Below are 14,041 nucleotides of genomic sequence, written 5' to 3' on the forward strand. Positions count from 1 at the left end.
AGTCGTTACTGAATAATCAAGCGTGACTCGATGATTGGAGAAACTACCGACACGGATTGTAGATACTTTGCCAACAAGTCGTCTTCGAATAAACCAATATCTTGCTTACGTTCGGGAGGAAGCACCTCCAACATCACATAGCCATCACCGCCATCCGTATTGAAGTTGTTAAAACTAAAACGATAAGTTGCGTCTGGGTCTATCGCACTTCCATTGAGCAATAACGACACCACCCGTTCACCAGCACTCACAATTTGAGGAGGAACACTGTCGGTATCCACTACCTGTGCTGCTCGGCTGGTATCAATCATCAATTGAATATGTCGCGAGACCTGAAGAAATCCGCCATGGGCCGTTGGCAAAGATGCCACTCCCCGCTCAAAGACTTGTTTTACTTCTCGCCCCGTCGCCGTCACAATCACTATGGTATTACGAAACGGTAAGATATTATCCACATCGGCACGCGTCAATTCGCCAATAGGATAAATGGCATCAGGATTGGCTTGTGCATTAAAACGAATATTCCCCCCGTTCACCAAGGCAAAGTCTAAAGGGAAACCTTCGGTAGTCACTTGGTCATACAAAGCATCCGTTAAGAAATTTCCAATAGGCATTTCTTGAGTTCTCACCAATGCCTTGGTGGCATCCAACTCAACCGTCGTGAAGCCCAAAACTTCATCGTCAATGACTTCTCTTGGCGAAAGAAGTTCATTACCTTCTGAACAACTCAGAACCATAAATAGGGTCGCCGTCATAAACAACAAGCGACAACTCTTTGTTATCAAAATACGTATTGCCATGTTAACTCAACATTATTTCGTGGTTGTATTAAACCATTAAGACCAAAGGTATCAATATTTGACGATTCATCAGGATCAGAATGCTTAGCGTTTCCAAGTGATGAAGCTCGTAGTGAAATGGTATGATGGGCGTTCAAAAAATATTGCAAGTTTGCTTCGCCTTGAACATAGTCATCAATAATAACGTTATTGCCTCTTGGTCCCCGTAAAGATTCAACCACCGTGCGATTATTAGGGCCTGTTCGTCCACCGTAATGCACACCTAAAAATAGATGGAACGACTCCCAGTTAATATTCATGCCCATATTGGCGCGTATACGAGGTGTGTGTACGAGCTGTGTGTGCCCATCTTCTTGTTGATAGCGTAGCTCCTCAAAAAAGAGCGGTGCATCGGACCAACGAAAGTCCGTACGATGTTGGCTGTAATTAGCAAAGAGGCTTACTTGTTCGTTCAAAGCAATATCAAGCTCCAGTTCAATACCAAAACTTTCAGAATCCCCAATGTTTTCGTAAGAAGCGCGTCCACCAGCACCAGACTTATCATAAATACTGATCACATCATCGGTTTCGCTATAAAAGGCAGTCATACGAATCAAGTAGTTTTGACTTGCATACTTAATCGAAAATTCCAAGGTATCCACCGACTCAGGCGATAAACTTTCGTTTCCCCGAACCCCGTTGTTTCCAGCGAGCGTGTTGTCGTACAGTTCTTTGATAGTGGGTGCCCGAAAGGCTGAAGCATAAAGAACTTTGTAAGACAGCGCGTCAGAAGCGTTATAGACGAGACCCAAACGAGGGTTAAAACTGTTGCCAAAATCATTATAGTCATCAAAGCGTGCACCAATAATCACTTCGGTTTTATCGCTTTGATATTGCCCCTGAAAAAAGCCCGCTGCAATCTCTCGATCTCTCCCGGCCTGTTCAAAAGAAACGTTGTCATGATTGCCAAAACTATCGAAGGGAGTAAAAGACAGCGCACTGTAGTTTCTGGCAAACTGATAGTCAGACATTGAATGATGTTCGAAAATAAGACCATTGAGTATCAACCAATGTTCGCCAAGAGTGTAATCAAAGTTAATCGAAGCGGCGGCTCTGTTTATTTGATATTCTTCGCGGGTGTAAGCCCCTTCTTCGAATACGTTGTTTCCAAATGTAAAGCCAGCGGGTAAGTCCTGGTATAGATAATCGTGGTCATAGTGTGCAATCGAAAGCGATGGCACAATGATTAAATTATCACTGGCAAAAAACCGACGTTTTAAATTAAAGTGATAACTGTTTTTCTTAAAATCTGAGTTTGTTCCCAATTGGAAGGCATGTCCACCCCAGTCACCATTTTCTCGATGATGAACATATAAACCAGACTCCCAGTCAGCGATGGTAAGTTTTGAATTAACATAAAGTTCATTATGAAAACGATTGGTCGTACCAAACAATCCCACTGGAGCAATGCTTCCTCTCGCACCCACTCGCTGTTTGTCACCATCAGATGTTTTAATGCCTAGCGTCGTACTAAATTCCATATCAGCAGTTGTCTGCTTAAACTGGGCCTGGACGCCCCCTTTGTTATCATTACCAGCAGCCAGCTTAATGGAGGGCCCATCTTTTCTGGAAATAATATTAATAACACCAGAAACTGCACTAGATCCGTAAATGGCAGATCCAGGTCCTCGAATAATTTCCACCTGTTTGATTAAGTAAGCCGGAAAGTCAAAGAATGCTTGCTCGTCATAGGGATCATTGAGCTTAATTCCATCGAGCAGAAAGAGAATATTACCTTCTTTTCTTTCTCCCCGAATAGCCAAACGATAAAAACCATCTGGTGCAAGACTGGTTTCTACACCCGGAGCAAAACGCAAGATATCAATAAGATGTGAGGCGCCAATGTCTTCTATCTGGCGACGGGTAAAAACAGTAACAACGGAAGGTGCTTTATGGACAGACTGTTCTCGTTGAGTCGAGGTAATCACCTTAACCGACATCAACTGCTCTAGTGTCATACCTAAAAGCTCAGAGTCTTCAACGGATTCAGAAAAACCATGAGGAGTAAACATCAACGCTATTAGACTTACAGAGAGTGTGGTTACTCTTCTCATTCTTATCACGAATTCCAAACTTGAAGGGATACAATAAGTCTAGAAACTAAATGCTTAAAATTCAAAGTTTCAAAGCACTAACCAGCATTCAGTGAACGCTTTAAGCACCTGTATTCATGGGGTTTGTAACCACAGGAATAAAAGTAACAGTTACTTTTTGAAGCACTAGCCAGGATCTATTGCATTTTGATGATGATTTATTATTTCCTCTTACAACTTAATGAGCTTGATTCTAACCGCCCACTTTGCAAAAAGTGCAGTGTTTCTGCGCGATAATTGGCGTGTTGAAAGGACCTGATATGGCGATCATGTGTCGGCAAAAAATAAACCTTATCACACTGGCTTTTGTCGATGAGTTGAGCAGCATGATGAAAGCCAATAATTTCGTCATCTTTGCTATGAATAAGTAGCAGCGGCTTATCGTTAAGCTGTGCTATAAAATCTTCTGGATTATAATCAGCCGTAATGGTCCATGACAGAGGATATTGAAGCGCCCAGGTCAGCCAGGAACGAGCCAGTAATTCGCGGGCAACCTGTCGATAACTAGCAAAACTGGCCTCTAGAATAATAGCAGTAAAATAATCTTGAAGTTGAGGGTTGCTGGCTAATGCATAAATCGAGGTGGCAGCCCCAAGACTTTGGCCAAGTAAATAAACGGGCAGCTCATCAGAATAGTTCTGTTGATACCAGACAATACTATGATGAATATCATCAAACATATTTTCCAGCTTAGGCTCTCCGGTAGATTGACCATAACCGCGATAATCCACAACGAGAACCTGATACCCCGCTTCTACCAGCCAAATAACACTGCGAAAGTGTGAACTGATGTTTTGAGCATTGCCATGAAAAAAAATAACGTGACCTTTTTTCTCCTGATCAGGTTTTAATAACCAGGCATTCAGGTAAGCCTCATCACTCGGAATCGATAAGTTATCAAAGTTAATCTGATAATTAGCAGGCGTGTCATACTTAACAGAGTCCGGTTGCAAAAATAACGAAGTGCAGCCACTCAACAACATGATCGCCATACTCATCAATCCCCAAAACACCAGATTATAGTTACGATAATTCTTCATTACATAAAGTACCGATAAGATAATCGCCACTCGCTGGAGTATTGACCATTAAATCGTTGTCGACTTAGCAACACACTCAGCGCATGATTACGATAAAGATGATAGCTTGACTCCAGACGCAAACGATCCCAGTCAAATGCTTCGGTGTTCACATCTCTATAGCTTCTAAAATCAATCAACCACTCACTGTTTTCCCAGCTTCCTAACCATCCCATGGTGGCAGTTATCTGCGACGATGCGGAGTGCTCATAAGATTTGTGTCCAGTCAGCGATAAGCCGGTTAACAAAAAAAACTGGTTATCAGGCGCTCCAAGACTGGCACCTGCCTGAAACCCTAACTGCGAATAAAGAGCCTCTGATGCTTTTGATGACATGATTCTATGACGTCGAATATCCACCTCCCACGAGATGGGAGAAGTAAAAACCGTAACAGGCGCTAGAGACAGGATGTTCAATAGCTGAAAGTTCTTTAACTTCCAATCATCATCGTAATAGAGACTGATCTCAGAAAACTTAATTTGCGCGCCAGCCTGATAACCATGCCCCGGATCAGTCAAACTATGATAAGCAGGTCGAAATGTAACGTCAGCAAAATGTTCATCATCAAGATGAAAAGTACCCAGCTCTAACAAAAACGCATCATGTCCTTCTAAAACCGGAATGCCGTCACTGACTTCAGGATTCAAAGATGCCGTTGTCTTTAGTTTACTTCTGGCAATCATAACCTGATGAGCTTGCTTGGCAGCAGATTCGTTTTCTTCAATTTGTGTCAGTTGAAAGCGAAGATATTGTGTTAATGCATCCATAACGCGAGCACGAGAGCTTTCACTCAGTTGCAAAAAGTCAGGATGGTTTAGTTCGTCAGTGGTTTGCATCAGTCGTTGTAACCAATGCTGCTCTGTCTCCGTAAGCTGCCCATAATATGCGTTGAGCACAGTAACGATAGACGGACGGTATTCACTTTTACTAAAGAGTTGCTTAGCTTCCAGCTCTTTAATGACTTCTGACGGAATCGCCGCACTAGCGAATGGCTCGGTTAACGCCAACTCTGGCTTAGCCACTTCGATCAGACTAACGATGCGATAAGCGCAGTTTTCATCAACAAAATAATAGTCAAAGTAACGGTCTTTCAATTCCCAGATATGCAGCATCACAAATAAGACTTCTTGCTCATCAAGAGCCAGTTTGTATTCCCACATATCACGACTTTCAATGTCGTTGTACTCTTTCACCTTTTCATAGTAAGGCATGACATTGAGCACGCCAGGATAGCCGCCCGCTAAACCATTAACAGTGTAAGCAATGGAGCTGTCATTTTCGTTAATATTGGCGCCAAAATTAACGCTAAAAGACAACAGCTTATTATTATCATGCTCAGGATCAATACGTAAAAATAAATGGCCAAACATAGACGAAGGGCTATTCATATAAAACGAAGGGAAAATCAGCGACATGCTATGAGGATTAAGCTGAGTTAACCATTTTTGTAACTCTGCACATTGATTCAGTTGCTCAACATTCCAATCTAGCTGTTGAGAGAGCCAATGATAACGAGCTGGAAACTGACAAGCTAAATCGGGTGTGGCTTGAAACGCTCGAATGGTCCCTTCGAGCTCTTTATATAAAGAGGTTTTGCCTTCTGGGTGCAAAAAGAAAGAAACATCATCAACTTCACTTTCGGCCCCGAACAGGCTTGAACTACGATAATGCAACAGAGCTTTCCATTGAGCGGATTGGCTCAACTCAATAAGTTGCTGATTAGTGGGAGATGAAGCAAAAAGAAAACAGCTAAAACAAAAAAAGAAGACGTACAACAGTGCTTTCATACTTTGGTGGTAGCCATATTATTTTTATTAGTTGACAAAAAAGAGCAGGTATCCCTGCCCTTTTGAGTGCAGTGCTAATTAGCTAGCGTACTGCTTTAATGTTTCACTTTGTTTCATCAGCGCAACCATGTTATCCATTGCTTGGCCTGATGTTGTTTTTTCTGAAGTGAAGATTTGATTAAAGTTGTCTTTTACTAAAGTATTAAACTCAGCTTTATGCTCCGTTGAAATACCTAGTAACTCAGCGAGTGCATTTAACGCTTCGCCTTCACCTTTAGACATATCAACAGCCACTTTGTCGACATTCTTTTCCATGTATAAGCTAGCAAACTGAATGCTTTGGCTAGTATTACAGCCTGAAGTTCCAGACGTCATACCAAAGGTTTGATTACCTGATGTACCATTAGTTGTCGCAGCAGAAACATGCGAGCCAACACCAGATTTGCCTTTAAATAAGCTGGCACCTAAGCCACAACCTGGGCCACTTCCTGCGTAAGCCATTGAAGAAAGCGATAATACTGCAACACTTGCGATTAACTTTTTCATTATTTTATTCCTTGGTTAGATGGTTCGGTTTTAAGCTAGCTCTCTGTAGCAAATTTGTCAATTTTGTTTAATCACCCAATGGCTTATCTTTTTTAGGACATCATAGAAAAACTTTTAATATACCAAATAGAGATTTGACATAACTGCGATATTGTTCAACAAAACATCGATTTACTTTTTTGTTATTAGATTGCATATTCTGTTAGGGTGCTGGAGGCTGTTGCTCAAAAAGATAAGGGAATCATTCTTAATAATGAAAAAAACAAAAATACTCATATTCTTACTATTCGTTAATTCGCTGGCAATGGAGTTATTTGCAGCTTCATCTGACATCTGTCGTACCCCTCATAAAATAGACTCGCACAGCTTAGCATTGAGTTGGCAACCGGCTTTTTGCCAGTCACGTCAACACTACAAAGAGTGTCGCGAGCAACAAAAGCGCAAAGCGCCCGTCGGCGGTTTTTCATTACATGGACTATGGCCCAACAACCAACAGTGCCAACCTTATCGCTATCGTTATTGTGGGCAGGTAAAGCAAAAACCCAAGGGCAATTTTTGCAGTTATCCAGATATCCAACTAGCAGCAGACATTCGCGAACAGCTGGCAATGGTCATGCCTAGCGCACGCTATGGTACCTGTTTAGAAAGACATGAATGGTGGAAGCATGGTACTTGTCGAGACAAAAATCCTGATGACTACTTTAAACTTTCACTCATATTGTTAAAACAGCTGAATGAGTCGAGTTTTACCCAGGTTTTTATGCGCAACAATCTGGAAAAAAAAGTATCACGAGCACAGCTACAGGAAGCCTTAGCTAAAGCTCTCAAAGTTGATATCGACCATAAAATAAGACTTCAATGCAAACACAATAACTTGGTCGAAATGGTTATTTCGCTACCCGCCTCTATTGATCCCAAGCTCACTTTGAGCCAGCTAGTTCACTCAGCTCGCAAAATCGCGCCGGGCAACTGCGGCCACACTTTTTTTATCGATACATTTAATGATTAGGGCTAGTTAAAAACCGAGCCAACTGCCATGCGGGCAATGAATTGTCGGCTTCATGTCGAATACACACAAATAACTCTCGCTGTGACCAGGGCTCATCTAATGCCAACACGCTCAAGGGCAAAGTCGCAGCATAGCGTTCGGCTGCCGAGCGCGGCATAATGGCAATACCCACTTCTTGAGCAACCAATTGCGCGAGAGAATTATAATTAGGGGCTGCCGCTCGTTGTTGTGCGGGTGTTCGCTCCATGACTGCCATACGTTGCAAAAACTGTTGCAGAGAGCTATCTGCAAGATAGCCGACCACAGGTTGCTGTAACCACTCTTTGTAGCGACAGCGGGTTCTGCCAGCCAAGGCATGAGTCTTTGCCACCACCACGACGAGTTCAATGCGCTGGTACGGTAAGCAGAGCAATTCATCATTTAGATAGTGACTATCAACCACACCCAAATCAGCCTCTCCTGACATGACTGCCTTCAAAACCGTGCGACTAGACAGTTGCTCCAAGGTTAAGTCTACATTGGGATAGGTTTGCAAAAACTCCCCTAGTTGTTGTGATAACCCAGAACTCAATCCAGTGGTGTTACTAAACAAAGTCAAGGAGGAGCGTCCATTACCCGACAAGGTATCCATACCGGCTTGAGCATCTTGCGCCACCTGCAGCATCCTGAGTGCATGATCATAAAACAGCTTTCCGGCATGGGTTGGGCTAACCCCCTGAGCGCTGCGCTCCACCAGCTGTAAACTCAAGCGCTGCTCCAAGGCTTTTAGTCGTGCACTGGCAGCCGACAAAGCCAACGGCAACTGTGCCGCAGCCTTGCTTAAACTGCCGCACTCAATAATGGCGACATAGAGACGTAAATCCGCTAAATCAAATCGAAGAGGCTTCGCCATTTACGAACTCCAGATTGCCGAACAATATTTTGAAGTTTAATATTATAACGGAAAAACAATAAGATAGGGATTTTTAGGATAATAAGACTCTTAAAAGACTTAAGCTTAGGCGAAGACTAATAGATGCTGATGGCTCTCTTCCACCAGCATCAGAATGGTGAGTGCATAGGGTTTACCAGAAAAAACGCCATCCCTTTAACTTCACATCCGCCCACACCAGGCGATGATCCGATGAAACAACGGGATAACCCTCTCCTACCAGTGAATGAGTTGTGTCTTTGCTCGAAGGCCAGAAGACCCCGCCGCAAATCAGCTCCATTTTGCGCTTCGAAGGCAGCACATAGTCAACACGCAAATTACCTGGACCATTAGGATTAAAATCCGCCGTATCCGTTGCCGCATGGCCTTGATGCTGGATATTAGCGAGTCCTTCTAACAGGCTGTCTTCAAGTCCGCCAAAGCTTCCAGGTACTGTGTTTGAGTTAATAGCGGGATGATCCAACAACTGCATAATCGCGTTATTCGTACTGTCACCATCCTTAGGATCTGCATTGTAGTCACCCAGAATGACAAAGGCACCACGTCCACGTAATCCTCCCCATTGACCATTGTCGTCGTAGATATAACGACTTTGATAGCGCCCCCCCACATAGTCAGCCCAAAATCGAATTTCATCATGATTACGGCGACCATTGCGATCTTCTGCACCGTCAAAGACAGGAGGTGTGGGATGCGCAGCCAATACATGAAGTTTGCGACCATCAATCCAGACAGGAACATCCCAGTGGCTTTTACTGGATAGACGGAACACGTCTAATTCACTATCGCTGTAATAATCGGCATCACTAACCGTGGCGGTGTCGTCAGGCAACAGGGCTCCAGGCATATCACGCCACAGGAATTGCCGGAAAGTTCTGATACCGAAATGATCAATGGGGTAGCGAGACAACAACAACATACCGTACTGACCAGGAAAAAATCCAAATCCATAGGCATCTCCCGGACCACTCGTTGATCCATCATTATCAAAATCCATCCCCGAAGGTATCCCAGTGTTTGACGGCGCAACAAACATATAGGGATATCGAATGGCTTCCTGATTATTTTGACCAACAGACAGATAATTATCTTTAAACCGCTGAACGGCCTCACCATCTGCATCAAAGTCAAACTCATTGATCAATAGGATGTCTGGACGCACACGCTGAATAATTTCGCTGACCGCAGCAATCTGACTGTTATTGCCATCATTCAGATCACTGATAAGTTCCCCTTCTCTACTGCGATTCAGCGACGCATTAAAAGTGGCGATTCGAATCGCTCCTTGAGGCTTTGTTAAGGCATCGTCCATGGTCGATGCACTGCATACATAAGGGTTAGCAGCTTCAAGGGTCGCGCCCATTATCAGCGCAGAAAAACCCACAAACAAAGACTTCATCGGTCTGACTTTCATTTTGTTATCACTCTAAAAAATTAGGCTGGTCGCCAACCATAGCCTCCTCCTGTGACGAAAAATTGACTCACTTTTGACGCTTTGATGATGACGAAAAAAATATACCCTCCTGCGATTCAACATCCATTCTGCGGCACACCCTTCTTATTTGACGAAGCCCCATCAAAAAATGAGGAAAAGCCAGTTCCAATTTATCGTTTTAAAATGACAACTTAATAAGATTTCAGTGGGACCAAATATATTTCTATGAAAACAAACTTCGCTTTTTACGAACGCTCTTACTCCCTGGTACGACATTGGCCATCCAGGCTTTCTCCCATGATGCTTGGCTACCTCCTTGCCATTCTGGCGGTATTTGCGGGTTCCTCAAAAGCGATTTTTGCTAAACTGATTTATGCCGCCGCCCCAATCGATGCCATTACACTACTGACACTGCGCATGTTGTTGGCTTTACCCTTTTTCATCCTCTTATTCTACGCTGGTAGCCACCCAAAGGTAGCCCCCAGCCCTCTAAGAACAAGGCTATTTATCCTCGTCTCATTACTGGCTTTTCTTGGGTATTATTTTGCCAGCTATACAGACTTCGTAGGCTTAAGCTTTATCTCGGCAGGACTCGAGCGTATGGTTCTGTTTACCTATCCTTTATTGGTTATTTTGATTGAGTCAGTGCGGCGACGTCGGTTTCCCTCGCGCAACCTTCAACTAGGTTTTGTGGCGAGTTATCTTGGTTTACTGATTGCCATGAGCCACGATATCTCTCAACAGCCGAATAACGGCCAAGTTATCGAAGGGATTGTCTGGGTCTTTATCAGTGCGCTCTCCTTTGCGATTTTCTACGTCGGAGCCAGCCAATTGATTCACTCGGTTGGAATACGTCGATTCACTGGCTTATGCGGCATTATGGGAACGGTTTTTACTCTGATTCATTTTAGCGCCACTCACTCATGGACAGAACTAGGACAACTACCATCTGAAGTCTGGTTTTATGCCAGCTTGCTGGCACTGCTGAGTACCGTTGCCGCAAGCCTGTTAATGACCGCCGCCATACACCATCTAGGCGCAGAAAAAAATGCCAGTATTAGCGCCCTTAATCCGGTCGTAACCCTTATCGCAGGCTGGTTAATCTTGCACGAAGGCGTTTCATGGATGCAGTGGCTAGGCATGGCTCTGGTCATTATGGGAGTACGTCAAAGCCAGCAGAAGTAATACCTTGAACTCCATTGCTCTTTACTCAGTAAAGCTGAGAACGAGTAGCTTCTACAAATACTCAACATCATCGCTAACACTTTGCGAACTCGGCAAGTATCCACTAGGCTTTCTTATAGTTAGGATCATGATAAAAACAGCTTTGACAGGAGCCTGTAGCCGCTTATTTCATCCCGATATGAAAGATTTCCATAAACTCATTAGCCGTCGTTACACTCTGGCTTTGGCGCTCATCGCTGTTGTTGCAACCATCAATATGATGATCAGTGAAGCCATAACCAGCCAGCAAGAACAAGATGCAGCGATCATCAACAAGGCTGGGCGTCAAAGAATGCTCAGTCAGCATATTTCGCTTATCGCGAATAAAATCATTCATAATCTGGAATATCAGCTTGAAGATGGACTCCACGAGCAGCTAACTCAAGCAACCCATCTTTTCTATTCGAGCCATCTACAGTTAAGTCGGCCAGAAAACTCAACGTTATCTAAAGCACTGCATGAAATTTACTTTGGCGACCAACATAACCTCGACTCAAAAGTACAACGTTTCACTCGCAGTTCTCTCACTTTAATCTATGTTCATTCGCCATCTCAATTACCTTCCATTGACCACTCTTTGTATCGATTACCCTTCGCCACCGAGCTACTGAAAAATCTGGATATAGCAGTTCGGCAATATGAACTTGAAGCTCGCGAGAGAGTCATCGCCTACGAGCGAGTTCGTTTTGGTCTTTGGTTAGTGATCATGATTTTGCTGTTACTAGAAAGCCGTTTTATTTTTCGCCCTCTCACCATCAAACTGACTAACACTCTCAACAAAGCAATCGAAGACGAAAGTAAAGCCCTTCAGGCCAAAGAAGAAGCCGAGAAAGCCAACGCTGCAAAGTCAACCTTTATAGCTAATATTAGCCACGAGCTAAGAACTCCCCTAAATGGTTTATGCGGCATGTTAGAAATGCTAAAAACCGAAAATGATCCTGACAAACGCATCAGCTATATCAATCAAGGGCTCAACTCTGGCAAACACCTGGAAGCCGTTATCAATAACGTATTAGACATCAGTAAATACGACTCGGGCAAACTTCAACTTCATGAGACAGAATGCGATCTGCAAGATATGATAAAGCAATGTCTGGCTCCCATTGAATTAGCATGTCAGAACAATCAACTTACCTTCGAAAAATATCTCTCTCCCGAACTGCCCAACTGGATCATCACCGATGTCACCCGGTTTTGTCAGATACTCAATAATTTAACCAGTAACGCACTTAAGTTCACTCGTGACGGAAAGATTACTGTCGAGATAGAAAAGAGTGGTGACCACATGCTGATTAAAGTTTCAGACACAGGCATCGGCATCGCAAGAGAGAAGCTGGATGATATTTTCTCTCCTTTCACGCAGGCCGACGACTCCACTACTCGAAAATATGGAGGCACAGGACTAGGGTTAAGCATCACCAAACATCTGGTCACATTAATGAAGGGCTCCATTCAGGTAGAATCAGAACTGCGTATTGGCACTAGCTTTACTATTAGCTTACCACTCAAACCCGTTACTCGGATGGTCACCCCCAAACCCAAAGGTGATCAAGATTGTTTTGCAGTCATAGAGCCACAAGCTTCAAACCAGCTTTATCTTCAACACTTGATCACGAGTGAAGGTTATCAATGTCTAACGTTTGATTCAGGAAGTCAGTTTTTGGAGCGCTGGCATAATACCTTTCAGGAAACACCGGATCTGGCTGCCATTATTTATTGTATCGATGGCAAAGAAGCTTACGAGGAGATGTTACAAAGCCTGGAAAAAGCAACACAACTGCAATTGGTACCGCGCTTACTCATAACGCCAGACTCTCACTCTCTTGATATCGATCCCAATCCCTTGGTCACCATACACTCAAAACCCGTTAGTGAAGACAGTTTTTTAAAGTTCATCCATTACTGCAGTGAATGGGACAGAAAGCACGACGAACTACTCAACATCTTAATTGCCGAAGACAATGCTGTGAATGCTCAAATTATTCTTCATCTGCTCAAGCAAATGGGCCATCAAACAACCCTGGCAAAAAATGGCAACGAGGCGGTAGAAAAAGCCATAAAACAAAATTACGATTTAATTTTTATGGACATCAATATGCCAGAAAAAGACGGCTTGGAAGCTTCACAATCACTGCGAAAACAAAATATCACCACCCCCATTGCCGCAATGACGGCTCATGCATTCGATGAATCCGTGATACAAACTCGTGCAGCAGGAATGCAATACCATTTAACCAAACCCATTCAGCCACTTAAAATTAAACAAGTACTTAAACGTGTTCAGATATATCACCATATTCAAAAAGCTCCCTTTGCCACGACTGGGAGCAAGATTGACCCTAACACATAGATCACTTAAGCTAAACCAAACACATTAAAGAGCATATTTTTATGAGTCAATCGCCATCAGCCGAACATCTATTTCAACAAATCAGTGCCGGCGATATTATGGGTGTCGGAACACAAATGGAGTCAACACCTGAGTTGGCAGAATCGACCAACGAATATGGTATCAGCCCTGTTATGTGGGCACTTTATCATCAACAAACGGCCATTGCAGAAATTGTTTATCAACATGTTAAGCAGCCAGATGTTTTTCATTGCGCCGCTATGGGTGATTTAGACAAACTACGACAGCATATCGAGGATAACAAAACTCTTATCACTCAATGTACCCCCGATGGTTTTACTGCATTACATTTCAGCTGTTTTTTTCAACGAGTCGACTGCGCCCTGTTTCTGATTGAAGCTGGAGCCGATGTGAATGCCGTGACTCAAAACGAAAATAAACTGAGTCCAATTCACAGTGCTGCTGCAGCTCAATCCTTTGAAATTATGGAAGCTTTGTTACAGTTTAAAGCCGACCCTGATCGCCAACAACAAGGCGGGTTTACTGCATTAATGTCGGCAGCGTCTCACAACAACATAGAGCTTTGTGAGTTACTAATAGTGCACGGTGCCACTAAAAAACTCACGGATGATAATGGACACACGGCATGGGATCATGGCAACGAGAAAGGTTTTGATATTCCATTGCTAAAGTAATTTATCTCGTCATTTCACTGATTTTCAACCATAAAAAAAGCTCTCGTGAATCA

The 14,041-nt window shown here is 43.4% G+C and carries 11 protein-coding genes; 4 read left to right on the top strand and 7 right to left on the bottom strand.

The features are described from left to right. Window positions 1-5: 5 nt before the first annotated feature. The 5 genes from NH399_RS04660 to NH399_RS04680 all read right to left on the bottom strand — a co-directional run bounded on the left by NH399_RS04660 (window position 6) and on the right by NH399_RS04680 (window position 6,344). Window positions 6-800, bottom strand: coding sequence for a 5'-nucleotidase C-terminal domain-containing protein (locus tag NH399_RS04660; protein WP_253037302.1), 795 nt, complete (start codon window positions 798-800; stop codon window positions 6-8). Beyond that, a complete protein-coding gene (locus NH399_RS04665; protein ID WP_253037303.1) occupies window positions 782-2,893 on the bottom strand; it encodes a TonB-dependent siderophore receptor in 2,112 nt (703 codons plus the stop codon). Before NH399_RS04665 ends, NH399_RS04660 begins: the two co-directional genes overlap by 19 nt. A gap of 200 nt (window positions 2,894-3,093) precedes the next feature. Next, window positions 3,094-3,972: an alpha/beta hydrolase gene (locus NH399_RS04670; protein ID WP_253037304.1), complete on the bottom strand. Its 879-nt coding sequence runs from the start codon at window positions 3,970-3,972 to the stop codon at window positions 3,094-3,096. Next, window positions 3,972-5,798, bottom strand: coding sequence for a DUF4105 domain-containing protein (locus NH399_RS04675; RefSeq protein ID WP_253037305.1), 1,827 nt, complete (start codon window positions 5,796-5,798; stop codon window positions 3,972-3,974). Before NH399_RS04675 ends, NH399_RS04670 begins: the two co-directional genes overlap by 1 nt. Before the next feature lie 78 nt (window positions 5,799-5,876). Then, window positions 5,877-6,344 carry a DUF3015 family protein gene (locus NH399_RS04680; protein WP_253037306.1) on the bottom strand — a complete coding sequence of 156 codons (468 nt, stop codon included), beginning with the start codon at window positions 6,342-6,344 and terminating at the stop codon, window positions 5,877-5,879. A 253-nt stretch (window positions 6,345-6,597) separates the two neighbouring features. Here NH399_RS04680 and NH399_RS04685 point away from each other — a divergent pair, with 253 nt between their 5' ends. Next, the gene (locus NH399_RS04685) at window positions 6,598-7,353 is read left to right on the top strand and encodes a hypothetical protein (protein ID WP_253037307.1); all 756 of its coding nucleotides are present in this window, start codon (window positions 6,598-6,600) and stop codon (window positions 7,351-7,353) included. Here NH399_RS04685 and NH399_RS04690 read toward each other — a convergent pair. Next, entirely contained in the window at window positions 7,343-8,245 is a 903-nt protein-coding gene (locus NH399_RS04690) for a LysR substrate-binding domain-containing protein (RefSeq protein ID WP_253037308.1), read from the bottom strand. The two genes, NH399_RS04685 and NH399_RS04690, sit on opposite strands and share 11 nt — an antisense overlap. Before the next feature lie 172 nt (window positions 8,246-8,417). Continuing rightward, on the bottom strand, window positions 8,418-9,698 hold the full coding sequence (locus tag NH399_RS04695; RefSeq protein WP_253037309.1) for an endonuclease/exonuclease/phosphatase family protein: 1,281 nt from the start codon (window positions 9,696-9,698) through the stop codon (window positions 8,418-8,420). 246 nt (window positions 9,699-9,944) lie between these two features. Here NH399_RS04695 and NH399_RS04700 point away from each other — a divergent pair, with 246 nt between their 5' ends. From NH399_RS04700 to NH399_RS04710, 3 genes are all read left to right on the top strand, one after another. Then, window positions 9,945-10,904: a DMT family transporter gene (locus NH399_RS04700; protein WP_253037310.1), complete on the top strand. Its 960-nt coding sequence runs from the start codon at window positions 9,945-9,947 to the stop codon at window positions 10,902-10,904. 127 nt (window positions 10,905-11,031) lie between these two features. Continuing rightward, on the top strand, window positions 11,032-13,293 hold the full coding sequence (locus tag NH399_RS04705) for an ATP-binding protein (RefSeq protein ID WP_253037311.1): 2,262 nt from the start codon (window positions 11,032-11,034) through the stop codon (window positions 13,291-13,293). A gap of 41 nt (window positions 13,294-13,334) precedes the next feature. Further along, window positions 13,335-13,988: an ankyrin repeat domain-containing protein gene (locus NH399_RS04710; RefSeq protein ID WP_253037312.1), complete on the top strand. Its 654-nt coding sequence runs from the start codon at window positions 13,335-13,337 to the stop codon at window positions 13,986-13,988. Window positions 13,989-14,041 lie beyond the last annotated feature (53 nt).

This window comes from Pleionea sp. CnH1-48 (assembly GCF_024124665.1).
In the GTDB taxonomy this organism is placed as follows: domain Bacteria; phylum Pseudomonadota; class Gammaproteobacteria; order Enterobacterales; family Kangiellaceae; genus JAMXSB01.

Excerpts from the sequence above, each read along its gene's own strand:
- NH399_RS04660 (WP_253037302.1), bottom strand. The coding sequence starts at position 800 with ATGGCAATACGTATTTTGATAACAAAGAGTTGTCGCTTGTTGTTTATG.
- NH399_RS04665 (WP_253037303.1), bottom strand. The coding sequence starts at position 2,893 with ATGAGAAGAGTAACCACACTCTCTGTAAGTCTAATAGCGTTGATGTTT.
- NH399_RS04670 (WP_253037304.1), bottom strand. The coding sequence starts at position 3,972 with ATGAAGAATTATCGTAACTATAATCTGGTGTTTTGGGGATTGATGAGT.
- NH399_RS04675 (WP_253037305.1), bottom strand. The coding sequence starts at position 5,798 with ATGAAAGCACTGTTGTACGTCTTCTTTTTTTGTTTTAGCTGTTTTCTT.
- NH399_RS04680 (WP_253037306.1), bottom strand. The coding sequence starts at position 6,344 with ATGAAAAAGTTAATCGCAAGTGTTGCAGTATTATCGCTTTCTTCAATG.
- NH399_RS04685 (WP_253037307.1), top strand. The coding sequence starts at position 6,598 with ATGAAAAAAACAAAAATACTCATATTCTTACTATTCGTTAATTCGCTG.
- NH399_RS04690 (WP_253037308.1), bottom strand. The coding sequence starts at position 8,245 with ATGGCGAAGCCTCTTCGATTTGATTTAGCGGATTTACGTCTCTATGTC.
- NH399_RS04695 (WP_253037309.1), bottom strand. The coding sequence starts at position 9,698 with ATGAAAGTCAGACCGATGAAGTCTTTGTTTGTGGGTTTTTCTGCGCTG.
- NH399_RS04700 (WP_253037310.1), top strand. The coding sequence starts at position 9,945 with ATGAAAACAAACTTCGCTTTTTACGAACGCTCTTACTCCCTGGTACGA.
- NH399_RS04705 (WP_253037311.1), top strand. The coding sequence starts at position 11,032 with ATGATAAAAACAGCTTTGACAGGAGCCTGTAGCCGCTTATTTCATCCC.
- NH399_RS04710 (WP_253037312.1), top strand. The coding sequence starts at position 13,335 with ATGAGTCAATCGCCATCAGCCGAACATCTATTTCAACAAATCAGTGCC.